Origin of the sequence: Arthrobacter sp. CAN_A212 (genome assembly GCF_015752345.1) — a bacterium.
GTDB lineage: Bacteria > Actinomycetota > Actinomycetes > Actinomycetales > Micrococcaceae > Arthrobacter_D.
In genome coordinates, this window is record NZ_JADOUT010000011.1 from 20,913 (window position 1) to 45,156 (window position 24,244).

General features: G+C 64.4%; 28 protein-coding genes and 1 tRNA gene. 14 read left to right on the forward strand and 15 right to left on the reverse strand.

Features of this window, described 5'->3' with window-relative positions:
• Window positions 1–28: 28 nt before the first annotated feature.
• The 4 genes from IWX64_RS09755 to IWX64_RS09770 are packed head-to-tail and all read right to left on the reverse strand — an operon-like array spanning window position 29 to window position 2,248.
• Window positions 29–883 carry an SDR family oxidoreductase gene (locus IWX64_RS09755; protein WP_196866940.1) on the reverse strand — a complete coding sequence of 285 codons (855 nt, stop codon included), beginning with the start codon at window positions 881–883 and terminating at the stop codon, window positions 29–31.
• On the reverse strand, window positions 880–1,326 hold the full coding sequence (locus IWX64_RS09760; protein WP_334683233.1) for a MarR family winged helix-turn-helix transcriptional regulator: 447 nt from the start codon (window positions 1,324–1,326) through the stop codon (window positions 880–882). The genes IWX64_RS09755 and IWX64_RS09760 overlap by 4 nt, the downstream gene beginning before the upstream one ends.
• Complete coding sequence (locus tag IWX64_RS09765) at window positions 1,323–1,955, reverse strand: NAD(P)-dependent oxidoreductase (protein ID WP_334683234.1); 633 nt, start codon at window positions 1,953–1,955, stop codon at window positions 1,323–1,325. Before IWX64_RS09765 ends, IWX64_RS09760 begins: the two co-directional genes overlap by 4 nt.
• 59 nt (window positions 1,956–2,014) lie before the next feature.
• Window positions 2,015–2,248: a hypothetical protein gene (locus IWX64_RS09770; protein ID WP_196866943.1), complete on the reverse strand. Its 234-nt coding sequence runs from the start codon at window positions 2,246–2,248 to the stop codon at window positions 2,015–2,017.
• A 176-nt stretch (window positions 2,249–2,424) separates the two neighbouring features.
• Between IWX64_RS09770 and IWX64_RS09775 the strand changes: the two genes are divergently transcribed.
• Entirely contained in the window at window positions 2,425–3,015 is a 591-nt protein-coding gene (locus IWX64_RS09775; protein WP_196866944.1) for a DM13 domain-containing protein, read from the forward strand.
• 92 nt (window positions 3,016–3,107) lie between these two features.
• On the opposite strand, the gene IWX64_RS09780 is transcribed toward IWX64_RS09775, so the two are convergent.
• Window positions 3,108–3,180, reverse strand: a tRNA-Ala gene (locus IWX64_RS09780).
• Window positions 3,181–3,231: 51 nt separating this feature from the next.
• Between IWX64_RS09780 and IWX64_RS09785 the strand changes: the two genes are divergently transcribed.
• The 4 genes from IWX64_RS09785 to IWX64_RS09795 all read left to right on the forward strand — a co-directional run bounded on the left by IWX64_RS09785 (window position 3,232) and on the right by IWX64_RS09795 (window position 8,468).
• Entirely contained in the window at window positions 3,232–4,752 is a 1,521-nt protein-coding gene (locus tag IWX64_RS09785) for a DHA2 family efflux MFS transporter permease subunit (RefSeq protein WP_196866945.1), read from the forward strand.
• Window positions 4,753–4,939: 187 nt separating this feature from the next.
• On the forward strand, window positions 4,940–6,439 hold the full coding sequence (locus IWX64_RS09790; RefSeq protein ID WP_196866946.1) for a S10 family peptidase: 1,500 nt from the start codon (window positions 4,940–4,942) through the stop codon (window positions 6,437–6,439).
• 100 nt (window positions 6,440–6,539) lie between these two features.
• Window positions 6,540–6,668 (forward strand): hypothetical protein, encoded by a 129-nt coding sequence (locus IWX64_RS17025; protein WP_334683235.1) that lies wholly within the window; start codon window positions 6,540–6,542, stop codon window positions 6,666–6,668.
• A 9-nt stretch (window positions 6,669–6,677) separates the two neighbouring features.
• A complete protein-coding gene (locus IWX64_RS09795) occupies window positions 6,678–8,468 on the forward strand; it encodes a glycoside hydrolase family 15 protein (protein WP_196866947.1) in 1,791 nt (596 codons plus the stop codon).
• A 9-nt stretch (window positions 8,469–8,477) separates the two neighbouring features.
• Here the strand turns inward: IWX64_RS09795 and IWX64_RS09800 are convergent, their stop codons facing one another.
• On the reverse strand, window positions 8,478–10,118 hold the full coding sequence (locus tag IWX64_RS09800) for an amidohydrolase (RefSeq protein ID WP_196866948.1): 1,641 nt from the start codon (window positions 10,116–10,118) through the stop codon (window positions 8,478–8,480).
• An 88-nt stretch (window positions 10,119–10,206) separates the two neighbouring features.
• Window positions 10,207–10,707, reverse strand: a complete 501-nt coding sequence (locus IWX64_RS09805) for a DUF456 domain-containing protein (RefSeq protein WP_196866949.1) — start codon at window positions 10,705–10,707, stop codon at window positions 10,207–10,209.
• Between the two features lie 108 nt (window positions 10,708–10,815).
• Here IWX64_RS09805 and IWX64_RS17290 point away from each other — a divergent pair, with 108 nt between their 5' ends.
• Window positions 10,816–11,964 carry a TIGR04086 family membrane protein gene (locus tag IWX64_RS17290; RefSeq protein WP_442859046.1) on the forward strand — a complete coding sequence of 383 codons (1,149 nt, stop codon included), beginning with the start codon at window positions 10,816–10,818 and terminating at the stop codon, window positions 11,962–11,964.
• A 99-nt stretch (window positions 11,965–12,063) separates the two neighbouring features.
• On the opposite strand, the gene IWX64_RS09815 is transcribed toward IWX64_RS17290, so the two are convergent.
• Complete coding sequence (locus IWX64_RS09815; protein ID WP_334683236.1) at window positions 12,064–14,172, reverse strand: cytochrome c oxidase assembly protein; 2,109 nt, start codon at window positions 14,170–14,172, stop codon at window positions 12,064–12,066.
• Between the two features lie 117 nt (window positions 14,173–14,289).
• On the opposite strand from IWX64_RS09815, the gene IWX64_RS09820 reads away from it, so the two are divergent.
• Complete coding sequence (locus tag IWX64_RS09820; RefSeq protein WP_196866950.1) at window positions 14,290–14,880, forward strand: vitamin K epoxide reductase family protein; 591 nt, start codon at window positions 14,290–14,292, stop codon at window positions 14,878–14,880.
• A 64-nt stretch (window positions 14,881–14,944) separates the two neighbouring features.
• On the opposite strand, the gene IWX64_RS09825 is transcribed toward IWX64_RS09820, so the two are convergent.
• Together IWX64_RS09825 and IWX64_RS09830 are read right to left on the reverse strand one after the other, a co-directional pair.
• Entirely contained in the window at window positions 14,945–15,268 is a 324-nt protein-coding gene (locus tag IWX64_RS09825; protein WP_196866951.1) for an ArsR/SmtB family transcription factor, read from the reverse strand.
• 123 nt (window positions 15,269–15,391) lie between these two features.
• Window positions 15,392–16,303, reverse strand: a complete 912-nt coding sequence (locus IWX64_RS09830; RefSeq protein WP_196866952.1) for an SDR family oxidoreductase — start codon at window positions 16,301–16,303, stop codon at window positions 15,392–15,394.
• A 317-nt stretch (window positions 16,304–16,620) separates the two neighbouring features.
• On the opposite strand from IWX64_RS09830, the gene IWX64_RS09835 reads away from it, so the two are divergent.
• The 7 genes from IWX64_RS09835 (at window position 16,621) to IWX64_RS09865 (ending at window position 21,490) form a co-directional block, all read left to right on the forward strand.
• Entirely contained in the window at window positions 16,621–17,463 is an 843-nt protein-coding gene (locus tag IWX64_RS09835) for an SDR family oxidoreductase (protein WP_196866953.1), read from the forward strand.
• Between the two features lie 10 nt (window positions 17,464–17,473).
• On the forward strand, window positions 17,474–18,103 hold the full coding sequence (locus IWX64_RS09840) for a flavin reductase family protein (protein WP_196866954.1): 630 nt from the start codon (window positions 17,474–17,476) through the stop codon (window positions 18,101–18,103).
• Window positions 18,064–18,345, forward strand: coding sequence for a hypothetical protein (locus IWX64_RS09845; protein ID WP_196866955.1), 282 nt, complete (start codon window positions 18,064–18,066; stop codon window positions 18,343–18,345). Before IWX64_RS09840 ends, IWX64_RS09845 begins: the two co-directional genes overlap by 40 nt.
• A 91-nt stretch (window positions 18,346–18,436) precedes the next feature.
• Entirely contained in the window at window positions 18,437–18,628 is a 192-nt protein-coding gene (locus tag IWX64_RS09850; protein WP_196866956.1) for a helix-turn-helix transcriptional regulator, read from the forward strand.
• On the forward strand, window positions 18,618–19,046 hold the full coding sequence (locus IWX64_RS09855) for a hypothetical protein (protein WP_196866957.1): 429 nt from the start codon (window positions 18,618–18,620) through the stop codon (window positions 19,044–19,046). The genes IWX64_RS09850 and IWX64_RS09855 overlap by 11 nt, the downstream gene beginning before the upstream one ends.
• A 154-nt stretch (window positions 19,047–19,200) precedes the next feature.
• The gene (locus IWX64_RS09860) at window positions 19,201–20,283 is read left to right on the forward strand and encodes a fatty acid desaturase family protein (RefSeq protein ID WP_334683237.1); all 1,083 of its coding nucleotides are present in this window, start codon (window positions 19,201–19,203) and stop codon (window positions 20,281–20,283) included.
• A 127-nt stretch (window positions 20,284–20,410) separates the two neighbouring features.
• Window positions 20,411–21,490, forward strand: a complete 1,080-nt coding sequence (locus tag IWX64_RS09865; RefSeq protein ID WP_196866958.1) for a tartrate dehydrogenase — start codon at window positions 20,411–20,413, stop codon at window positions 21,488–21,490.
• 38 nt (window positions 21,491–21,528) lie between these two features.
• Here IWX64_RS09865 and IWX64_RS09870 read toward each other — a convergent pair whose 3' ends face one another.
• Genes IWX64_RS09870 through IWX64_RS09890 form a run of 5 tightly spaced genes read right to left on the reverse strand, consistent with a single transcriptional unit; the run spans window position 21,529 to window position 24,183 of the window.
• Window positions 21,529–22,374: an HpcH/HpaI aldolase/citrate lyase family protein gene (locus tag IWX64_RS09870; RefSeq protein ID WP_196866959.1), complete on the reverse strand. Its 846-nt coding sequence runs from the start codon at window positions 22,372–22,374 to the stop codon at window positions 21,529–21,531.
• 1 nt (window position 22,375) lies between these two features.
• Window positions 22,376–22,570, reverse strand: coding sequence for a hypothetical protein (locus tag IWX64_RS09875; protein WP_196866960.1), 195 nt, complete (start codon window positions 22,568–22,570; stop codon window positions 22,376–22,378).
• On the reverse strand, window positions 22,545–22,976 hold the full coding sequence (locus tag IWX64_RS09880) for a hypothetical protein (RefSeq protein WP_196866961.1): 432 nt from the start codon (window positions 22,974–22,976) through the stop codon (window positions 22,545–22,547). Before IWX64_RS09880 ends, IWX64_RS09875 begins: the two co-directional genes overlap by 26 nt.
• A gap of 4 nt (window positions 22,977–22,980) precedes the next feature.
• Entirely contained in the window at window positions 22,981–23,103 is a 123-nt protein-coding gene (ykgO, locus tag IWX64_RS09885; RefSeq protein WP_196866962.1) for a type B 50S ribosomal protein L36, read from the reverse strand.
• A gap of 9 nt (window positions 23,104–23,112) precedes the next feature.
• Entirely contained in the window at window positions 23,113–24,183 is a 1,071-nt protein-coding gene (locus IWX64_RS09890; RefSeq protein WP_196866963.1) for a GTP-binding protein, read from the reverse strand.
• Window positions 24,184–24,244 lie beyond the last annotated feature (61 nt).

The following is a 24,244-nucleotide window of genomic DNA, read 5'->3' on the forward strand; positions in this document are numbered from 1 at the left end:
TGGCGGGCATTCTTGCTTTCAGGGGGACCTATTGCCACACTGTCCGGAAGTCAGACACAAATTGTCGTAGCGGTGTCGCTGGTTGTCCCGAAATTTTGCGCACGGCGCGGTTGGGTAACGCGGAAAGGTTGAGCCGCACAACTTTGTGAATCATCTTTTGCACGGCGATATAGTCTTCGGACGCTCCGTCAGTGGCCAACCGTGACAGGTAGTCATCCTCGCTTGGGCGATCGTATTGGATGGGCCGACCGAGCACTTCAGTCATCACCTGTGCCACCTGCCAGTACGTCATACTCCGCTCGCCGGAAAGGGTGTAGGCCTTTCGGAGGTGCCCCGGCTCCGAAAGGACTGATGCTGCGACGCGTCCGACGTCGCGCGCGTCGATGAACGCGATGCGCGCGCGTCCTGCAGGAACGAAAATTTCACCTCGAGTGCGAATAGGTTCGGCGTACGTTGTCGAAAGATTCTGCATAAAGAAGTTCGGTCGGAGAAAGGTGTACGGCGCCTTGATCTGTCGCAGGTACTCCTCGACCGCATGATGTGGCGTCTTACGATTCATCTGGACACCCTGGAGAGAGAGGAAAGCTATCTGTCGGATGCCTTTGCGTTGAGCCGCGTCAATTACCGGAAATAACATGGACCGAACATCGGCTATCGGTGGCGGGCGCATCAGAAAAAGACGGTCCACTCCTTCGAACGCTTCCTCCAGCTCAGCCGGAACCGCACCGAACGTGAACGCACGGACCTGGGCCGCCTCCGGCACCTCCGTCCGGACGGCGCGACCGTGCACTCCTGCGATGACCTGCTCCCCACGGCCCAATAGATGCCTGACGACCGCCGAGCCCACGGTGCCAGTGGCACCGGTTACCAAAATAGCTGTCATGGGGCCCCTGACACCTTGGAGAGAGAGGTGGCAACGTTGACCAGTTCATCGTCGGAAAGATCCCCGAACCACGGCGTGGCACCGACAACCAGTGCTGTTTCAAACGCGTCGACCTGTTTCCTGGCGGGATCGGTCAGGCACAACACTCTTGCGCGGCCGTCGTGCTCCGCAGGTTTCTGTTGCACCAGGCCCGCCGCGCGTAGGTGTTCGACTGTCTGAGTGATCGCACCGCGGGTGACCTGCAGGATGTCTGCGAGGCGTCCCGGAGTGAACGGCTCGCTTCCGTGGGCCAACAGAAAAAGGATGTCCACTTGGGTCCGCGTGAGTGTGACGTCCCCGAAAGGCGTGGACCTCGGTGAAGCCAGTACCCGGGAAAGCCGGACTACCTCGGTGAGGATTGTCCTGATCTGCTGTGATCGTTCGCTAGCGGGCGACGTGCTCATGCGCTGACAAACGGCATTTCCCCGACATGGGAGCGGTCCACCACCTGAGTAACAATGAAGTCCGCGAGATCGTCCCGGCTAATTTGCGTCGAGGCCTCGACGCCGACCCAGCCCACCCGGTAGGACCCGATGCCTGGTTTTTCTGTCAGCCTCGGCCCCCGCACCACCGTCCACTCCAATCCAGAGGCCTTCAACACGTCGAAATGCCCTTCTGCATCCGCGAGGACCTGGCCAGACAGCCTTTTCAACAGGAATCGAATGATCCGGTCCGGCAGACGCGGCTGGTCCAGTGGCGCTGCCAGCCCCCCGCCCGACAGCGTGACGATCCGGCTCACCTCGTGCTGCTTCATGGCCGCCACGATGGTTCGGGTGCCGTCCGTCTGGAGTGACGCCGGGGAACCTTTCACCTGACCGAACAAGCTGAGGACCACATCCGATCCCGCCACCGTTTCGTCGACAGACTGCGGATCCATCACGTCACCGCGAATGACGGTCAGCATCGGCGAAGACATCTGCACCTTGCCGGGGTCACGCACCAGGGCCCGTACTGTGTACCCGGCGGCGAGTGCACGGCTGAGCACTCTCCGTCCAGTCTTTCCCGTTCCGCCGAACAACGCGATTGTCACCATGAATATACTTTAGCTGCTAAACCATTTTTCGGCTATGGCTTAGGGCTACCGTGGGCACTTCAAGCTTCCCCTCCTTCATCGTTGCCGACCGCCTCGATCCAGTCGATGACTTCATCTGAGAAGTAGCTGTCCGAGGCTTGACCTTCATCGGTCGGTCCAGCATCCGAGGGGGCCGACCCGCCCGCCTGCCGGATCTGGCGAACAATATGCGCGGGCACCCTGTCGCCGTTGTTCGCGACCAGCCAGGCCCGCGTCGCAAACGGCAGCTTCGACCACCATGGTGCGTCTTCCATATCGGAAAGTGTGGCACTTCCAACGTTGCAGGCAAAGGGTCACTGATCGATGAGGAACTACCCTGGTTGCGATCCCAGGATTGACTAAGATGATGCAGCGGTTCCTGAGGACCCAGACCGAGGCCATGCCCTGGTGTTGACCGGAACTTCGTCATCGGCAGGATCGTTGGAAGGGCATGAACAGACGCATTGTTGTTCCGATTCTGGTTTTTTTGGGCCTCGCCGTTGTTGCCGTCGGACTGTATCTGTTCCAGCCGTGGCGGATGTTTACCAGTTCAACCGTCACCGAGGACATTCCTGCCGTTTCGGAGACCGTGAGCCCTGCGCCCACCCAATCCGGGCAGCCATCAACGGAGGCCGCTAGTCCTGAGCCCACCCAGTCCGGGACGCCATCAGCTGAACCCTCCGCAATCGCTCCTCGTGAAATTCTCACGGGGGGCCTCATCAGCCACGAACACGCCAGTACCGGAACCGCGAAGATCATTGAACTCGCCGACGGGAGCCGGATTCTGAGGCTTGAAGGCCTGGATACCTCTGACGGCCCGGACCTTCGGGTGTGGCTTACCGACGCCCCCGTGATCGAGGGAGTAGACGGATGGCATGTCTTTGACGACGGCGCCTACCTTGACCTGGGTGCCCTCAAAGCCAACAAGGGCAATCACAACTACGTGATTCCGCCCGGGGCAGACCTGGCCGCCTATAGCTCGGTCAGCATCTGGTGCGCACGATTCGCTGTTTCATTCGGCGCGGCCGAATTGAGGGGATGAAATTCGTCCTGCGCCAGGGACGGACACGGCAGATGCATCGATGACTGCCCCTAACGTTTCTCGGGCACAGCCACCCGGATCACGATCAAGAGTGGAGCTTAGGGGAATCGAACCCCTGACCTTTTCATTGCGAACGAAACGCTCTACCAACTGAGCTAAAGCCCCGCAGAAAGTACTGTAGCAAATCGCTGCCCAGACCCGGAGTAACCTCAAAGAATGACCACACAACGCTCCGCTGAGGAGCAGACCGAGATCAACGCGTGGCCAGCCCTCTGGGCGCTGGTCATTGGCTTCTTCATGATCCTGGTGGATTCCACAATTGTCTCCGTCGCCATCCCTGCGATCATGAACGGGCTGAACGCGGATCTGGACAGCGTGGTGTGGGTCAATAGCGCCTACCTGCTCGCGTTCGCAGTGCCCCTGCTGATCACCGGCCGGCTCGGGGACCGGTTCGGCCCGCGTCGCATCTATCTGATTGGCCTGACGGTTTTCACCCTGGCCAGCGTGTGGTGTGGCCTGGCCGGGTCAGTGGAAATGCTCATCCTCGCCCGTGTCCTGCAGGGCCTGGGAGCTGCGATGATGACACCCCAGACCATGGCGGTCATCACCCGGATCTTCCCGCCGGAACGCCGTGGTGCCGCCATGGGGCTGTGGGGCTCGGTGGCCGGCGTCGCGACCCTCGTCGGTCCGGTGCTTGGAGGTCTCCTGGTTGACTCGCTCGGCTGGGAATGGATCTTCTTCGTGAACGCGCCGGTCGGCGTCGTCGGGCTCATCCTCGCGTACCGGCTGGTGCCACAGCTCCCAACCAACAGTCACAGCTTCGATTACCTGGGCGTGGTACTGAGCGCCGCCGGCATGTTCTGCCTGGTATTCGGCATCCAGGAGGGCGAGAGCTACAACTGGGGAACCATCGCCGGTCCCATCTCCGTCTGGTCGCTGATCATCACCGGCGTGGTCCTGCTGACGGCCTTCATCCTGTGGCAGCGGTACAACCGCAAGGAACCCCTGGTGCCGCTGAGTCTCTTCAAGGACCGCAACTTCTCCCTCGGCAACACCTCGATCTTCGCGATGGGCTTCGCGATCACCACCGTCGCCATCCCGCTGATGCTCTACGCGCAGAACGTGCGCGGCTTCTCCCCCACCGAGGGCGCACTCCTGCTCACCCCGATGGCGATCATCTCCGGATCCCTGGCTCCCCTGGTAGGCAAGTTGGTCCAACGGGGCAACCCCAAATACATGGCGATCTTCGGTTTCGCGGCCATGTCCGTGTCCCTGTTCTGGTTGGGAGCCATCCTGACGCCGGATGTACCGGTGTGGGCACTCCTGCTGCCGATCTCCCTGCTGGGCCTGGCGAGCGCCGGCATCTGGGCGCCGGTCTCCCTGACGGCTACGCGGAACCTGCCCCGCGCCTCGGCCGGAGCCGGATCGGGCGTTTACAACACCACCCGGCAGGTCGGCGCGGTGCTGGGCAGCTCGGCGATCGCCGCGATGATGCTCTCCCGCCTGACCGCCAACATTGGCGACGGCGGAGCCGAAGCCGTTCCCGGACAGCAACTCCCGGAGACCCTCCAGGCTGGGTACGCGGCAGCGATGGGGCAGTCCCTTTTCCTTCCGGCCACGGCCATCCTCATCGGCCTCGGCGCGGCCCTGTTCTTCGCCCGGCCGCATCGCCGAACCGGTTGGGCCGGCGAAGAAACCCCGTCGGGCGTTCCGTCGGAGTCGAGCGCAGCCAAGTAGCCACCCAAGGCTCCGATTCGGTGAGCAACCTGGACCGGAGGCGTCAATCTGGACATCGGTGAGGGAAAGGTTGACCCCCGATGTCCAGGTTGCTCACCAAACACGACGGGACGATGACGCCCACCCCGCCACAGACACACCCCGACGCCGACTGGTTGCCTCGGGGAACTACCTGTAGGCTCTAGCCATGGCTGACGAAACCACAGACCCGAAGAGCGCCGACTCCACGACCGAGAAGGTCAACGAGGTCAAGGACGTAACCGACGACTTTGCTACCCGGCAGCACACCACCGCCTCGGGCCTGAAGTACACCAGCACCACCGGCCGGTTGGTCCTGCGTCGTGAGGAGACCAAGGACGGCAAGTCCGACGGCTTCAAACCCAAGGCCGAAATCTTCATCGTCGCCTACACGAAGGACGCTGAGGACACCGGCCCCGACGGCGGCACGGCACCATCCGAGCGTCCGGTCACGTTCGCGTTCAACGGCGGTCCCGGCTCAGCCTCGATCTGGCTCCACCTGGGCCTCCTCGGTCCCCGCCGGGTCAATTCCGGAGACACCGGCGCCATGACGCCAGCACCCTACGGCCTCGTGGACAACCCGGAAACACTCCTTGAGCACAGCGACCTCGTGATGATCGACCCGGTCAACACCGGCTTCTCCCGGGTGGTCGAGGGCGAGAAGTCAGACGAGTTCCACGCGTTCATCGAGGACCGCGATCTGGTGGCCGAGGTCATCCGCCTCTGGACCACCCGCAACAATCGCTGGCTCTCCCCCAAGTACCTGGTCGGCGAATCCTACGGAACCCTGCGCGCCGTCGCTGTCGCCGGCCGCCTGTTCGACGCCTACGGAATGGCCGTCAACGGCCTGGGCCTCATCTCGACGGTCCTGAACATGTCCACGCTGCGGTTCTTCCCCGGCAGCGACCTGCCCTACGCCCTGCATATCCCCACCTACGCCGCGATCGCCCATTTCCATGGCCGCCACCCCGGCCGGGATCTGGCCGACGTCGTCGCCGAAGCCGAGTCCTTCGCCGCCAGGGATTACGGGTACGCCCTCACCCAGGGCAGCCGCCTCAGCACGGAGGAGTACGACGACGTCGTCGCGCGGCTCGCCGCGATCACCACCCTCGACGAGGGGTTCATCCGGCGCACCAACCTGCGCTGGCAATACGGCGAATTTGCCGCCGAGCTGCTCCGGAAGGACGGACTGGCGGTCGGCCGGATCGACGGACGGTTCACGGCCCAGCCGGTCAGCCTGCAGAACTCGGCGATGACTGATGACCCAAGTATCCGGGCGATCACCGGCCCCTACGCGGCAGCAATGAACCACTACGTGCGGGCGGAACTGGGCTACGAGAACGACCTCCCCTACGAGGTGCTCACCGCGCGGGTCCACCCCTGGAGCTACAAGACGTTCGAGGGCGCGCCCGTCGACGTGAGCCAGACCCTTGAGCGGTTGCTGGTGCACAATCCCACGCTCCGCGTCCACGTCGACTACGGGTACCAGGACGGCGCTACCCCGCACTTCGCCGCCGAGTACGTCTTCGCCCACATGACAATGACCGACCAGATGAGGGCGCGCTTCACCCACCACTACCACGAGGCCGGGCACATGATGTATCTCAAGCCCGAGTGCCGCCTGGCCCAACTGGCAGCGCTCAAAGACTTTGTCACCCCTACGGACTAGGTGTCATAGCGTCGCCCGAAGTTTCTTTCCAGCTGAACTCTAAGTAAGCTTAGGGTTCGATGCGGAAAGCCGCAATCACCCAAAAGATAAGGAACACGTCGTGCTGCTGAAGAGAATCCTGTGGACTTTGGTCCCCGTCATTGCCTCCAAGCTGTGGAACAAACGACGTGGCAATAACCAGAACACCCGTGCCAACAAGACCCGGTACAACGAGAAGCACGGCCGCTAACCCCGGTTCGTGACAGACCACAACGAGTTAGCCGACCGTAAAGACGGCTACGTCGACCTGCGATCCTACGCGGCGATCGGCGACGGCCGGACGGTCGCGCTGATCGCGCACGACGGGTCCATCGACTGGTACCCCACCCCTGATCTCGACTCCGCGCCGCCATTCGCACGCCTGTTGGACGCCGACGACGGCGGCGCGCTGGAGCTGTGCCCTGCCGAACCGTTCACCACCCAGCGAGCGTACGTCGAGGGCACCAACGTCCTGACCACCACGTACACCACCGCGTCCGGCACGGTGCGGGTCACCGACTCGCTGAACACGGGAGTGGCGGGCAGGCTGCCCTGGGGTGAGCTGGCCCGCCGGATCGATGGCCTCACCGGTCGCGTACCCATGCGCTGGGCCATCCGCCCGGGCAACTGTTTCCAGACCGCCTCCCCCTGGGTGCAATCCACGGACCACGGTGCGGTCATCCGCATCGACGGCACCGCGCTGGGTGTGCGCGGGATCAATGAGGGAGAAGTGTCGATCGAAGGGCAGGCCATCTCCGGGGCGCTGACCACCAGCCCCGGCTCCCGGCACCTCGTTGGCGTCGTCTCCACCCACGACGAACCGCTGCCGCTTCCCGACCCGCAGTCGGTGGACGCAGGCGTGGACCGGACCATCACGAACTGGCAGACCTGGTCCAGGGAGTTCAGCTACGACGGTCCCTACACCGACGAGGTGCTGCGCAGCGCACTCGCCCTGAAGCTGCTGATCCATAGCCCGTCCGGGTCGATTGCCGCGGCGGCCACCACCTCGCTCCCTGAGAGCAGGGCGGGAGGCAAGAACTGGGATTACCGGTACACCTGGCTGCGGGACACCGCCTACACCCTGCACGCCCTGGTGCGGGCCGGGGTGCGCGAGGAGGTGCACGCCGCCGTGTCCTGGATGCTGAAGAACCTGCGCACCCAGGGCCGGGACATGCAGGTCTTCACCCGTCTCAACGGGGACACCCCGCAGGGCACCCGCATGCCGGACCTTCCCGGCTGGCGCGGGATCGGACCGGTGGTCGACGGCAACCCGGCCGCGGGTCAACTTCAGCTGGGCGTCTTCGGCGACCTCTTCGACATCGTGCGGCTGTACGTCGAAGCCGGGCACGTTCTTGACCCCACCACCTCCCGCCAACTCGCTGACATCGCCGACCAGGCGTGCGACACCTGGCAGCAGCGTGACGCCGGGATCTGGGAACTCCCGGAAGAACGGCACTACACCACCTCGAAGCTCGGGTGCTGGCACGCCCTGGACAGCGCGGTGAAACTCTCCGAGGCCGGCCAGCTGCAACGACCCGCCGAGCGCTGGCGCGCCGAACGCGACCGGATCCGCGACTGGGTCGAGGAGAACTGCTGGTCGGAGGACCGCCAGAGCTACGTCTGGTACCCCGGCTCGGAGGAACTGGACGCGTCGATCCTGCTGCACGCGATCAGCGGGTACGAACGTGGCCCCCGGATGTCCTCCACCATTGACGCGCTCCGCGACGAACTGGGCGCCGGCCCCCTGCTCTACCGGTACAGCGGCATGCAGCAGGAAGAATCCACGTTCGTCGCCTGCGCCTACTGGATGGTCGCTGCGCTTGCCCAGGTCGGCCGCACCGACGAGGCACGGTCCCAGATGGAGGAGCTACTGCCGCTGGCGAACGACGTCGGCCTCCTCGCCGAGATGATCGACGGCGACGAGCGCCACGAGTTCATGGGCAACCTCCCCCAGGGGTTGAGCCACCTGGCCCTCATCACCGCCGCCCTGTCGCTCGCCGACAGCGACTAGCGTCCAGCGTCACAGCTGGTAGTGGGTGAACCGTCCGCCCATCAGGGTGGCCAGTACCTCGATGTCGGCGATCTGGTGGGTGGGAACGTCCAGCGGTGACTCGGCCAGTACCGCGCAGTCGGCCAGCATCCCCGCGGCCAGCATCCCCTTGACCCGGCCAAACCCGGTGGCGTCCGCCGATCCGACGGTATGAATCCTGAGGGCTTCCGCGGCGCTGAGCCGCTCAGCGGCGGACCCAAAGACGGTACCGCTAGACGTCAGCCGGTCGACATACGCCTGAAGGGAGCGCAGCGCCGTGCCATCCGCGCATGGCCGGTCCGAGCTACCGGCCAACCGGATCCCCGCATCGAGGAATGACTTCGCCCGGTAGGTAAACGCGGACCTGCGCGGTCCGAGCGAGCGGGCCATCGCGTCGCCGATCGGGTGGAAGAAAGACGCCTGCGGTGCCACCGCGACGCCCAGTGCGGCGAGCACCTCCAGCTGGTCAGGCCTGACCACCGCTGCGTGCTCAATCCGGTGCGGTAACCGGGCCGGTCCTTCGTGCCCGGCGCGAACCTGGGTGCGAAGTTGGGTGAAGGTGTCGATCGCGAGGTCGATGGCCGCGTCACCGATTGCGTGGGCGGCGATTGACCAACCGGCCCGGTGCGCGTCCAGCATCTGTCGTTGCAGGGCGACGGGTTCGTCCAGCAGGTACCCCTTGTTCGAGGACCCGGTGGCGTAGGGCACGGTCTGGGCTGCGGTCTCACTGGATAGCGCGCCATCCAGGAAGATCTTCGCCGGCCCCAGCGACAGCAGACTGTCACCGAACCCGCTGTACATCCCCAACCCCAGACCCGCACCCGGGACGGTCTGCAGGGTTTCGATCGCTGGCATCAGCTGGGCTCTGGCATGCAGTTTGCCCGCCGCCCGGGCGTCCTGGAAAGCGCCCAACTCGTCCGGCGCGTGGCCGATCCAACCCCCGCCAACCCCGGCATCCGTGAAACTGGTGATCCCTTCCCGCGCGTACCGCGAGGTCGCTCGATCAATTGCGGCGAGGAGGGTGTGCCGCGGGTAGGGGCGGAGCAGGTCGAGCACCAGTGCCTGCGCCGTTTCCTGCAGCAGACCAGTCGGCTCCCCCAACTCATCCCGGACGACCCTGCCGCCCACCGGGTCGGCGAATCCCGGCACCAGCACGCCGGCGCGGCGCAGGGCTTCGGTATTGGCGATCCCTCCGTGGCCCGAGGTCCGCCTGATGAAGAGGGGCCGTCCGGCCGCCACCCGGTCCAGTGCCGCACGGTCGGGAAACCTGCCCCCAAACCGATGGTGGTCGAAACCGCTGGCAACCAGCCAGCCGCCGTCGTCGCCCTCCCCCGCGGGACGGGTTTCGGCGGACGCGTGCAGCAGTGCGTAAACCTGGTCCAGATCGGTGAGCGGGGACAGGTCCACCTCACCGAGGGTGAGGCCGAACCACGCCGTATGACAGTGCGCGTCATTCAGTCCCGGGATCAGGACCTTGCCGTGCAGGTCGACGACCTCCCGGGCCGCCAACCCCGCGAGATCGTCGTCGAGGCCAACAATCCGCCCGTTCAGGATGCCGAGGCTGCCCGCCGTCGGGCGGGCGGGATCCATGGTGATGATCCGCGAGTTGGTGAGGATAAGATCCAGCTGCATGGTTCGCTCCGGGCGGTGAAGGGTTGGTGAGTTCTGGAGGGTGTGCCGTAGTCAGTGGGAATCACACAGGGGCACTACACACTTATTCCTACACGGTGGCGAAGTGCACCCAGACGCCGATCACCCAGACGCTTCCCGCAAGCAATGCGAGGCCAAGCTCAACGAGGATGCCAATGCCGGTGGCTTTCAGCGCTGCCCCGCTGGATGACAGGGCGGGAGCGAACTGACGCTGGCGGGCGAACTCGCTGGCGAACAGGCCCGCGGCAAAGCCGACAAACAGACCGACCACGGGGATCAGGAACATGCCGATCACCCCGGTGACCAGCCCCACCACAACTGAGCGGCTGGGAATCTGACGCTGCTGCAGTTTCCGACCGGTCAGGACGGCCCCGGCGAGCAACCCGGCGACGGCGAGGACCGCTCCGACGCCGAAGGCCACCCAGCCGGCGGTGCTGGAGACCACGAGTGCCCACATCAGGAGCGAGCCGATGATCAGGATGCTGCCCGGCAGGATGGGCACAATGACACCGGCGATGCCCACCACGATCAGCAGACCGCTCAGCACGGTCATCAGGATCTGAAATTCCATAGGGAAAGTCTCTCACTGCCCGGCCCCACTCCGGGCCACGCTTGTTCCGGCCACAAGGCATCACTAAGGTTACTGATAAAGCCCTAGGGCCCGATAGCAGGAGGCACGATGAGCACGCCAGGATCCGAGCACGACCCGTCCGACAGCAATACTCCCCGCGACACCACCCCCAAGCACGCCGGCGGAGCATCGGATCGTCGTGAGCCCAACTCGTCAACGCCCGACGACGGCGATGCCTCGCAGGCGCATACACCCGTCGACCCCTCCCGCGATAACGACCCTGACGCCACCCAGGCGCACACACCCGTCGACCCCTCCCGCGATAACGACCCTGACGCCACCCAGGCGCACAGCCACGTCCCCACCTCGCGCTTCAGCGACAGCGACAGCGGCCATAACAATGGAAGTGATACCGCTGCGGTGACCAAGGAACAGCGCTACGGCGATGACCAGCCCACCGAGGTGCACCGGACTACCGACGGCGATCGCACCCGGGAGCACCGGACCCAGCCCGACGGCATGGCTGGCGCAGTCGCCACAGGAGCGGGTGCTGGCGCCACGGCGTCGCCCTCGACCAGGACCCAGCCCGTCACTGCACAGCCGGTAAGCCACACCGCTGATCCCGACGACGCCCGCTACCGGGACTCACATGACGATCGTCCCGCCCTGCCGGCATCAGCGGAACGTGCTGCACTTCTGCAGCATGAGAAGGACACCTTTGGCGGCATGAAGTTTGGTTCAGCGTTCTTCGGTTGGCTTACCGCCACCGGGATGGCGGTCCTCCTGACGGCCCTGGTCGCCGCGGCCGGCGCAGTCTTCGGGTTGTCCACCAACACCGACCTCAGCGACGCAGCGGATCAGGTTGCCGCCGATCCGCAGACGGTTGGCATTACAGGAGCGATCGTTCTCCTGGCGATCCTGCTCCTCTCGTATTTCGCGGGCGGATATGTCGCTGGCAGAATGGCCCGGTTCAACGGCGCGAAGCAGGGAGTCGCCGTCTGGCTGTGGGCACTCATCATCGCGGTGCTGGTTGCGATTCTCGGACTGATCTTCGGCAGCCAGTTCGATATCCTGGCGAACCTCAACAGCTTCCCCCGCATCCCGCTCAATGAAGGCAACCTGACGACGGCGGGGATCATCGCCGTCGTCGTGGCCATCGCGGTGGCCCTCATCGGCGCGGTCCTGGGTGGCCTCACCGGCATGCGGTACCACCGCAGGATCGACCGGGCGGACTACGAAAACACCACCACCCGCTAGCGGTCAGCAGCACAGCGACCCGCCGCGCCCCGCCCGTCACCAGACAGGCGGGGCGCAGCTGTCTGTGGCCCCCTGTCTGACAATGAGGAGGCGGGAGGGTCACCGCCCGGGCGACCGCCGCTGCAAGCTCTCGAGGTGCTGGTTGTAGGCAGTGAGCTTGGCGTCGTCGTCCCGGTCGGCGGCACGGTCCTCGCGGACCGCAGTGCGCTCGTCGTCCTTCCGCCAGGCCATGGCGACCCCCAGGGCAAGGAGAACGGTGGGGATTTCCCCAATCCCCCAGGCAATTGCCCCGCCCCGCTGCTGGTCTGCAAGCAGCGCCGCTGAATCGGTGAGCTGCAGGCTGGCCCACCAACTGGGCGCAAGAATCTCCGTGCCGCCCAGGAGGGATAGCCCGAAGAATGCGTGGAAGGCCATGGTCGCCAGCAGGATGATGAGCCTGAACGGGTACGGTGACCGGGCCGGTCCCGGGTCAATCCCAATCAGCACCCAGGCAAAGAGGTACCCGGTAAACAGGAAGTGCACGATCATGAACAGGTGCCCCACGTGCGTGGACAGCGCCAGTTCGAAGACCGGCGAATAATAGAACCCCACCATGCTGCCCACGAAGATCAACCCGGCGACAGGCGGCCGGGTCAGGAAATGGCTGAACCGTGAGCGGAAGAGCCAGAGCACCCATTCCCTCAGACCCCGGCTGCCGTCGGTACGCGGCCGGGTCGCCTTCAGGAGCAGAAGAATCGGGGCGCCGAGCACAAACAGCACCGGGGCGTACATCATGAGGCCCATGTGCTGGATCATGTGACCGGAGAAGCTGGTCCTGCCGTACACGGCGGGACCACCGCTGGTGAGCCAGATCAGCAGCGCACAGCCAGCGAGGAACGCCAGGGTGCGGGGAATGGACCAGGCGTCTCCCCGGCGCCGGATCCTGGTGACCGCGGCGGTGTAGGCGCCCGCGGCGACGAGGATCAGGAACCCTATCGTCCAGTCGGGGTGCCACGATGTCAGGAAGCTGGGGACAGTGAGTGGTTCCGGGAATGGATAGCCGAGGAGGGACCGTTGCAGGTCGACGTCGGCAATTGACCCTTGCGGGACGGGTGGAGGGCTTGCGGCGAGGCCCGCGGACCCCCCGATGGTGACGATCATCAGCGCAGCTTCGGACACCCCGAAGATGGTGAACGCCCGCCGGTCCTCGGGGTTGCGGTCCAGACGGGGCAGGATCCTGCGGCGTTGATACCACCCGGCGAGGCCCAGCACCGTGAGGCTGCTGACCTTCACCAGGACGAGGATCCCATAGGGCGTGGCCAGATCGGCGAAGGACCCGAGCCGGAGGCTTGCGTTGATGATGCCGGAGAACGCCACTGCCCCGAAGGCCCAGGCGGCCAGCGCGGAGTAACGCCGAAGAACCCGGCCAGTGTCCTTGCCGAACTGGGATCCCAGCAGCAGCACCGCCCCGAGGCCACCCACCCACACGCAAACGCCGATGAGGTGGAGGGCGAGCGAATTCACCGCATTGCCGTGATCATCAGACCCGGCGGCATGCCCGGCCAAAGCCAACGGGAGGATCCCCAGCATCGCGATGGCCAGCGCGATCCCCGCTCCGGTGGTTGACCGGACCATCGGCAGCATGACCACCAGGACGAGGACAGCCATGAGCGCCACCAGCAGAATCTGCCCCAGCTCCAGTTCGGTCGCGAAGAACAAGAAGATGGAGAAGAAGCCGGGGCTGAGAATCGACTGGCCCGCTGTGTCGGCAGCAATCAGCCCCAGCGAGGCGACCGAGGACACCAACCAGACGCCCGCTGACACAACTGCCCAGCGAAGAGCCTTCCACTGGGCGAACCCGATGATGGACTTGTTACGGTTCGATGCTGGGAGGAGACCCGCGCAGAGCACCAGGAAGCCGATGGTCAGGGCTGCGCTCAGGTCCTGGACAACGCGTGCCGCGGGTCGCGCATGCACCACAAAGTCGCCGGGATCCGCCATCGTGGTCCGGTACGTGGTCAGGGCCTCGCTGAAGTACATCGCCAGGATGGCGGCCGCAAGGCTAATCGGCACCGCGATCCCGAGCACCACCCGGACGACGGTGCGCTCCGGGCTACCCGCCTCCGGCAACCGATCCCCGGCTGCCTCATGGGCCGGGTCGGGGTCCGCTTTCGACGAGAGTGGGTCTTCCTGAGGCGCCGAGGGCCCCGAGTGCGCTATGCCGGTCATAGATCCTCCTGAATACTCAGTCTAGCTACTTCTACGAAACGTAGAAGTGCGCTCAAGGCGTTGGCTACGCTTTGCCGAGGCTTTGCGCCCGGTCGCCGATCAGTTGAGGATGTAACCATGGAGATCCGCACCCCTCGTTTTGCCCACGACCGGCCCTTCGGCTTGCTCCTGGTCGTCACGGGGCTGGTGGGATGGCTCGCGTCCGGGCAACTGGTTCTGGAGCGGCTTGCCGTCTACGCCGACCCGAACTACGTCACCAGCTGCGACGTCAACGCATTTGTCTCCTGTGGTGAGGTTTTCAAGACCTGGCAGGCCAGCCTGTTCGGCTTCCCGAACCCCCTCCTGGGCGTCGTCGCATTCAGCGTGGTGATCACGACGGGGGCCATGCTCCTCGCCGGCGCCACGGTAGCGAAGTGGTACTGGCGTTCGCTCCAGATCGGCGTCGCGGCGGGGATGGTCTTCACTATCTGGCTATGGAGTCAGGCGCTCTTCGCGATCGGCGTCCTCTGCATTTACTGCATGGTGGTGTGGGCGGCCATGATCGTTCTCACCACGTTCCTTACGTCACGAAATTTTCTCCGTGGCGTGTTCCCCGCGGGTGAGCGGTGCCGTGGGCTCCTGGGCGGATGGACCGGCACGACGGCGGCGCTCGTGCTGATCATGACGGCGGCCACCGTGTTTTTCCGCTTTGTGGGGGTGTTCGCCTAGCTACCCCCGTCCGCTGGTACTTAGGAAGCGCAGAGGAGGGGTCGGTGCTTCCCCGCCGTACCTGTCAGCTTCGGCGGCGCGCCCGCGCCAATTCCGTGCCGATGGCGTCGCGCCGCCCGGTCCAGAACGCACGGAAGGGCGCAAGCCACTGGTCGACGTCCTGGAGCGGTCCGGCCTCCACCGCGTAGAGGCGGCGGGTGCCGTCCCCTCGAACCCGGGCAAACCCTGCTTCCCTCAGCACCCGAAGGTGCTGGGACACGGCTGGTTGCGAAATCCCGAACTCTGTTCGGATCACCCGGGCAATATCGCCGGCAGACCACTCCTCGCCGAGGAGCAGTTCCAGAATCCGGCGGCGGACCGGGTCCCCCAGGACATCAAACGCATGCATAAGCAGAACCTATCAAAGAGTGCTTATATAACTCTGGTCGCATATTCCTGCCGTTCCGGCCGCGAGCCCAGCGTGCCGGGCTTCCGGCCGGAACGGCGTGGATCGTCCAAAGTCGTCAAAGACTTACGGCGAAGGCTTACCGCCGTTGACGTTAAGCGTCTCGCCGACTACGTAGCTGGACTCCGACGACGCTAGGAAGACGTACGCCGGGGCAAGCTCGGTGGGCTGTCCGGCGCGACCCAATGGGGTGTCCTTGCCGAACTCGGGCAGCTTGTCCTTCGGCTGTCCATCCGAAACCTGCAGTGGCGTCCAGATGGGACCCGGCGCGACCGCGTTCACCCGGATGCCCTTGGGTGCCAGCTGTTCGGCCAGGCCCTTGGTGAAGTTGTTGATGGCCGCCTTGGTGCTCGCGTAGTCCAGCAACGTCGAAGATGGACTGTAGGCCTGGATCGAGGTGGAGTTCACGATGCTTGACCCGGGCTTCAGGTGCTTCAGCGCCTCGCGGGTGATCCAGAAGAACGAGTAGATGTTGGTCTTGAAGGTCTCATCCAACTGCTCATCGGTGAGGTCCTCGAGGCTCTCGACGGCGATCTGCTTCCCGGCATTGTTCACCAGGATGTCCAGACCACCCAACTGCTCGGCCGCATCGTTCACGAGTGACCGGCAGAATGCTGCGTCGGTCAGGTCGCCCGGAAGCTTGACGGCCTTCTGGCCAGCCTCCTCGATGATGCGGGCAATCTCGATTGCGTCCGGCTCCTCCTCGGGGAGATACGACAGTGCCACGTCGGCGCCTTCACGGGCAAAGGCAATCGCAACTGCTGCGCCAATGCCGGAGTCCGCTCCGGTGATCAAAGCCTTCCGGCCCTGGAGTCGGCCGGTGCCGCGGTACGACTTCTCGCCGCGATCGGTCTGTGGTTCCAGGTCCCGATCCAGCCCAGGCTCGGGTTGATCCTGTTTAGGCGCCGAGATGCTCGGGAACCGTGTTACTGGATCCTGGAAGGTGTACTGGTCTGTGGTCAACGTCTTGTCTGTCATCTATTTCCTCACTGCCGTGCGAATGTACGGTCCGTGCAGACCAGCCGGGGTGCGGATGAGATGTCACGACCCCTGAAAGCTAAGTCTACTGACTATTCTACGGCGTGAGGGCTTCCGGAGACAAGGTGGCACTGGGCAACTAAAAGATCTGGGCGAAGAAACCCGCGCCAATGCTTGCTACCAGGGCGATGATGAGGAGCCAGACGATCGGTACACGATATTTGTTGATGAAGCGCATGGTTCCCCAGTCTAGGCGAGCGCGGCCGAACACCCTCTTTCCCGGAAATAATTGGCGGCCCCGCCACGCTGCAGAGGGTATGAACAACCTTGTCGCGGTAACTGGATCGACGGGAGCCCTGGGGGGCTCCACGGCACGTCTACTCTCAGCGGCCGGGCTGCCACTTCGCCTGCCGGTCAGGGACCTGAGCCGCGCGCCGGCCCTGCCGATGGCGACGGCCGTTCAGTGCAGTTATGCCGACCGGTGGGCAGCCGTCAGAGCCCTCGAGGGGGTGCACACACTCTTCATGGTGTCGGCGGGTGAAGCCGAGGACCGCGTCGACCAACACCTCACGTTCGTCGACGCAGCACGGGAGGCGGGGGTCCGCCACGTCGTGTACACCTCATTCTTCGGCGCGGCCCCTGACGCCACGTTCACCCTGGGACGCGACCACTGGGCCACCGAAGAGCATCTTCGCAACTCCAGGATGGCGTACACCTTCCTCCGCAACAACCTCTACCTCGACGTGCTGCAGCACTTTGCCGACGACGCAGGAGTGATCCGCGGCCCGGCGGGCACTGGCCTGTTGGCAGCGGTGGCCAGGGACGACGTCGCCCAGGTGGCCGCGGTGATTCTCAGGGATCCCGCGGCACACAGCGGCAAGACCTACGAGCTCACCGGCCCCGACTCGTTTAGCCTCAAGGAGGCCGCCACCATCATCACTGCCCAGACCGGCCGCGCTGTCAGCTACCTGGCCGAATCCGTTGAGGAGGCGTACGCCTCGCGCCAGCACTTCGGCGTGGCCGGCTGGCAGCTGGACGCCTGGGTCAGCACCTACACGGCGATCGCTGAAGGCGGGCTGGCCCGGACCACGACGACGGTGCAGGATCTCACCGGACGGCCAGCCCGGGATCTCGCCAGCGTTCTCCATGAGGGCCGCTAGGCTCAGGCATATGCGCAAAGACTTCAGCAGGGACTCCACCTCAGCACGGGACTTCTACCGCCTCCTGACCTCGACGGTGGTGCCGCGGCCGATCGCCTGGGTGTCCTCCCGGTCGGCGGCCGGCGACGACAACCTCGCCCCGCATTCGTTCTTCACCATCGCGTCAGTGAACCCGCCGATCGTTCAGTTCACCTCGGTGGGCCGCAAGGACACGCTGCGCAACATCGAGGAGACCGGCGAATTTGTGGTGAACCTGGCCCCCGAGCCACTGTTCGAGCAGATCAATGCGACCGGCACAAACTTCGACCGAGACGTCAGCGAGTTCGACGCCGTAGGCCTCACCCGCGAGCCGAGCCTGACCATTGCCACCCCACGGGTCCTGGAGTCGCCGGTCGCCCTGGAGTGCAAACTCCACCAGGTCCTGCCCATCGGGGATTGCTTCGTGGTCTTCGGCGAGGTCACCCACGCGGCTGTCTCGACCGAGGTGCTCGAGGGCACCCATCCGCTGATGGACCGCCTCAAACCACTGTCACGGCTGGGCAGGGACGAGTGGGGTACCACGGGGGCGATCCAGACGATCAAACGGATCCCGGTCGAAGAATGGCCGGGGCACTTCGGCGGCTCAACGGGGACCGCGTAAACACCCGGAGCAGCAGTGCCCTGAAGGACATCCGCTCATCCTTGGGCTGCGCGCTGGCCATCAGGAGGGCGCCGCTGGTGGACATGGGGCTCACATCCACCACCGATGGCAAGCTTGCAGCGGTGCTCGGCCTGGGATTTCCCAGCCAGCGGGTCGGTGCCGCCGACGTCGGGCGTCTCGGTCCCATCGTCAAGGGTGCCGCGGACCAGGCGAGCCACTCGCTAGGTCAGCCACGACACTGAAATTCCCCCGAGGTAAAGCGCCCTTGACACGTCGAATCTGGTCAAGGAAACTTGTCTATATGACAAGCGTCCTTGACCACCTTGAGTTTCAATGAGAAACGATCTCAGCGCGCTCCGGCGCGCGGCGAACATCTCCCAGCGCGAGCTGGCCGAGGTCTTGAGAGTGTCACGACAGACGATCAACTCCATCGAGACCGGCCGCTATGACCCGTCCTTACCCTTGGCAATCGCCATCGCCCGCCATTTTCACAGCACTGTTGAGGAGATTTTTCATGTGGACTGATATGTACACGTCAAAGCAGAAGGCCCTCACTCTCGGACTGGTTCTGACTGGCCTGACGGTGCTCATCGTGACCGGGCTACTCCTGCAGGAGTATGGCCCGGGGAACATGGGTGCCGGGCTCCTGTCCGGGGGTGCTGTGGGCCTGGTCGCTGCGCTGGTCGGCCTATGGCGCATCACTAGAACACCCGATCGCACCACTACTTTTGAACGCGCCTGGACCCAGACCGGTGACGAACGGGACGATGCGGTTCTGACACGTTCGCTGGCGGTGCTCGGACTACTCTCCTTCCCGCTGACCGCCGCCGCGGCGATCGCCATTGGGTTGGGGGCGGCAGTGGAGATGATCATTGCCCTGCTCCTCTTCGCAGAGATCCTCGTCGGGGCTGTAGCGTTCTCCGTGGTCAATCGGCGGAGTTAAGCCGGCGCCGCCCGGCGCGCCTCCGCTTCGCTACCTATGCCGCTAAGTGCATACTTGCAGGCGGCGTCCAGCTAACCTGCGTAACCTCGAAGGAATCGCGGGGTTAGCAATCCCTCCGTCTGCTGTGAAGCAGCATCCTACGCAGGGACACTTATTGACTATCGCAACCTCCGGGCGCAGCGTGCGCGTTTCCAAGCCGAACGACATCGTCGCCTCCTACTCCATCCTGCTCAAGCAGGTGCGTAAGGAAGGGTTGCTGAACCGACGCCGTCGTTTCTACGTCGCGGTCTTCGCCGCTCTTGCCCTGACCATGGGTGCGGCCTGGACCGGGTTTGCCCTGCTGGGTGACACCTGGTTCCAGCTGCTGATCGCCGGCGTGCTGGGCATCGTCTTCACGCAGATCGCCTTCCTGGCCCATGAGGCCTCGCACCGGCAGATCTTCAAGACCCGCGGTGCCAATGACTGGTCCGGTCGGATCCTCGCCGCTGGCGTCGTGGGCATCAGCTATCAGTGGTGGATGAACAAGCACACCCGCCACCACAACGACCCCAACATGGTGGGCAAAGACCCCGACATCGAGATCGATACCATCTCTTTCATCGAGGAAGACGCGGCGAAAGCCAAGGGACTCCATGCCTGGATTACCCGGCGCCAGGGGTACCTGTTCTTCCCACTCCTCACCTTCGAGGGGATCAACCTGCATGCCAAGTCCATCGGAACCCTCTTCCGGCCCGGTGCGGTGCAGGGCCGCTGGGTCGAGCTTGCCCTACTGGCCATGCGCTTTGGTGCCTACCTCGGCATCCTGTTCTGGTTCCTTCCCGTGGGCATGGCCTTCGCCTTCATTGGGGTCCAGATGGCCGTGTTCGGCGTCTACATGGGCGCGTCCTTCGCCCCCAACCACAAGGGCATGCCGATCATCCCGAAGAACAGCAAGCTCGACTTCTTCCAGAAACAGGTTCTTACCTCCCGAAACATCCGGGGCGGCAACTTCGTGAACAACGCCTTCGGTGGACTCAACTTCCAGATCGAGCACCACCTGTTCCCGGACATGCCCCGCCCGCACCTGCGCAAGGCGGCCCTGATTGTCCGCGAGCACTGCGAACGCCTGAAGGTGCCCTACACCGAGGTGGGTGTCGCGGCCTCCTACGGAGCCGTGGTGTCCTACCTGAACCGGGTGGGCCTAGCCGCGCGTGACCCCTTCGATTGCCCCATGGTGAACAAATACCGGCACCAGTAGCCGACGCGTTCCCTCTTTGACGGCGGCCTCCACTAACCCCTGGTGGAGGCCGCCGTCGTTGTTTGTGACAGGATCATTTCATTGGCCTCTTGCCGGATCATTCTCCTGAATTGAAGGACACATACTCATGACTCTCCCGAACTATCACATCGCAGTCATCGCTGGTGACGGTATCGGCACTGAAGTTATGCCCCCGGCCCAGCGATTGCTGGAGGCCGCCGGAGCGCGGTACGGGTTCTCCTTCGAGTGGGAGGAACTCGAGTGGGGCTGCGAGTACTACGCGCGCACGGGCGCCATGATGCCGGAGACGGGCATGGCCCAACTGGCCGAGTGCGACCAAATCCTCCTGGGCGCCGTCGGCTATCCCGGCGTGCCCGACCACGTCTCCCTGTGGGGGCTGCTGATACCCATCCGCCGCGCCTTCCAGCAGTACATCAACCTGCGGCCGATCAAGCTGCTTCCCGGGATCGAGAGTCCACTGCGCAAGGTGCCCGCCGGGGGCATCGACTTCCTGGTGGTGCGGGAGAACAACGAGGGCGAGTACTCCGAGAGCGGTGGGCGCCTGTACCGCGGAAGCCCCCAGGAAATCGCCATTCAGGAATCAGTGTTCTCCCGGTTCGGGGTGGAGCGTGCCATGCGTTACGCCATCGGTCTGGCGGAACAGCGCGAGGGGAAGCTCGCCTCGGCCACCAAGTCCAACGGGATCATCCACACCATGCCGTTCTGGGACGAGATCTTCCGGGAACTTGGCGCCGAGCATCCCCACCTGGAGATCTCCGAGTACCACATCGACGCGCTGGCTGCCCTGTTCGTGCTGGACCCAGCGCGGTTCGACGTCGTCGTCGCATCGAATCTGTTCGGTGACATCCTCACGGACCTGGGCGCGGCCATTATCGGAAGCATCGGCATCGCGCCGTCCGCCAACCTGAACCCTGAAAAGGAGTTCCCCTCCATGTTCGAGCCGGTGCACGGCTCCGCACCGGACATTGCCGGCCAGGGCAAGGCGAATCCACTTGGCCAGGTCTGGGCAGCATCAATGATGCTCGATCACCTGGGCCACCAGGATGCGAGCGAGGCAATCATGACGGCGATGGGACACGTCCTCGAAGAGACCGAGGTGCGCACCCCGGACCTGGGCGGATCGGCCAGCACCGAAGTGGTGTCCGAGGCGCTCATCAACGCGTTCAACGCCGCTTCACCGGTTTGACTGCCCGAACGCCTGGTCCGGACAAATAACCGTCCGGGCTAGGCGTTCCACAACCCGTACGAGTCGGCCAGGGAGGAAATTTTCTGCGCACGGGCCAGCCGCGGCAGGTACGATCCGTCTCCCACCACCGCACCGGCCTCATGAGCGCTCAGGAGCTCGTAGGCCCACATGATCTCGGACTCGCTGGGTGAGAGGCCCTTGTTGATCGTGTCGGTAGCGTCCGGCAGGAGGCACAGCTTCCCGGTCATTCCCATGGACGCGGTGACCTTGCAGGCCTCAAGCAGAGTATCGCCAAGGGCGCCGACGGTGGGTCCATCGATCGGGCCCGGCAGTTGACCCACCCGCGATGCGACCACCAGCTTCGCCCTCGCATAGGCGAGCGCCATCGGCTCGTCGGAGGCGCCGGTATCCCGACGGAAATCGCCGACCCCGAACGCTAGCCGGAAGGTGCCCGGAGCGCTGGCAATCGCCGTGGCGTTCTCGATGCCCAGCGCAGACTCAATCAGCGCGAGCACCGGGGTGCCGGCCTGCAGTCGCATGGCGGTGTGGGTGACCTGTTCGGGCTTCTCGGTCATGGCCAGCATCACTCCGCGGAGCCCTGGCGCCTTCGACAGCGCTGCCAGGTCATCGGCCCAAAAGTCGGTTTCAATGCCGTTGACGCGGACCCAGGCGGTCATGCCGGTGGAGAGCGCTTCGACCACCCGCTCGCGCGCCTCCTGCTTGCCGTCGACCGGCACGGCATCCTCCATATCGAAGACCACCGAGTCGGCCTCCGAGGTCAAAGCGGGCGCGAAATTGGACTCGGACGCCGCTGATGCAAGCAGCCAGGAGCGGGAAAGCTTGGCAGGAAGCGCAGCAGCGCGGCTGTTTCTTAAGGAAGCCATACTAGAACACTACTGAACCGTCGGAGCCATAATCCACCGCAGCACCGTAGGCGACGTAAACACTACGACCAATTCGCCGCTCGGCCGTCCGTGACTCCGGGTCGCCGGTGACGACGGCAAGCAGAGATCGTCCAACGATCACCGTGAGTGCACGTGTTTCTCCTGGGCCATCAGCCGCCGCGCTGCTGATGGCCATTCTGGGCTTCCACGGACTGAGGAGACTCCGGAGACTCCAAGCGGACGGGCGGTCCGACACCCAGCACCGAATCGGCAAGCGAGTCAGGTAGCCTGATGGCGCGTTGGCCCGGCGTCCAGCGCTCCACCCATTGGCGGAGAGCCGTCGACTTCTCGGCAGATTCCACACCGCCCAACCAAACAGATGGTCCAGTCAGCGCCACCTCAGAAAAGCGAAGTGCTACTGCAGCGACAGCGCCCTGCGCGCAGTGCTGCAGGCACCCCGCTGAGATGAGTACGCCACCCGAGGAGTGTGCGACTGCGTCGGCGAGCCCGCCACCGCCCGCGGTTCGCATGAGCGCCGCGCAACGATGCCCTGCGCACAGGGCGACGACGATACCCGCACCCGGCGCGTTGACTTCGCTCATCGGACTAGCCCTGACGGGCTTTCATCCGAGGGTTCTTCTTGTTGATGACAAAGGTCTTACCGCGTCGCCTGACAATCTGTGCTCCTGGTGCTTTTTTCAAGGCCCGAAGGGAGTTGCGAACTTTCATGATGCTCCTTTAGCGTTCTTGGCCAGGTGCTGCCTGGTTGCCAGTTCTGATGTGGGATAGATCCGCCGCGTCCTGCAGTTCGTCATCGGTGAGGGCGCAGTCGCTGAGCGCCTGGCCAATGACCCCTGCGTCGATATCGTCGCCGGTGAGCGCGAGGTGCGTGCCCCGGCACAATTCACCATGGGTATCCAGGCTCCATGCGCCACCGTTGCCGAGCGAAATGCGGGGGCCAACTCCGTGTACCGCAATGCGGGTGTCCAGTACGCCGGCGATCCAGACGCTGCCCCTGACGAAACAGCAGCCCTCGGATATGATGCCCAGCGCGGTGCGGAACCGATCTGGGTGCAAGGGTCGACCGATTCGCAGCTGAAAAGTACTAAACGGCGTGGAGGATGCTGACGGCGCAAAGACTCCGCCGGGAAGACTCCGCGCACGGGACGCGGCATCGTCATGCACGCCAAAGTCTTCGGCGCCCATTTCACCGGCAGTCAATACCCGGGCGTGGGGTGCCACCTCGCCGATGAGTTGGCAGCCGCGCAACGAAAGCTCCTCGTTTACCCCCAGCAATTCGCTGGTGGTCGTCAGCACCGAATCTGCAAACAGAAGCTCCCCCACCAGGAATTCGCCGGGGGTTCGCGAGTCTTCAGGAACAGCCGTGTAGCCAGAAGCGAAGAGGGTGTGATGGTCCCAGAGTTGGTCTTCAACATCTTCTGGCCTCACCGCAACGGCGACGGTATCAATACGGAACGCTTGGGGGTTTACCGCATGCAGCCCATCGATCGCGTTCTCGGCAGTGGTCCCTGGCGGCAGTCCGACAATGGCCAGTGGGACTGAAGCCTCCTTCAACCGAAGGAGGGCCGGCGCGAGGTCAAGCCTCACAGTGCAGCTGAGGCACCCATGCTCGAGGAGAGTCGATTCCCATTCCACGAGCTCGTTGTCCCGATGGACGCGGCGGGTCACCACTCCCTCGTCCAGCAGGTCATGGCTAATTACCGGTGTCCCCGGATAAAGATTTGCCACCCTCGCCGTCACGCTATCGCGGCTGAGGGCATCGAGAGAAGTAATCAGGATGAGATGCATGAGTCCAACTATATGAGAATCGTTCTCATATAGGAAATCTCTTCCGCGGCGTCATGGTTTC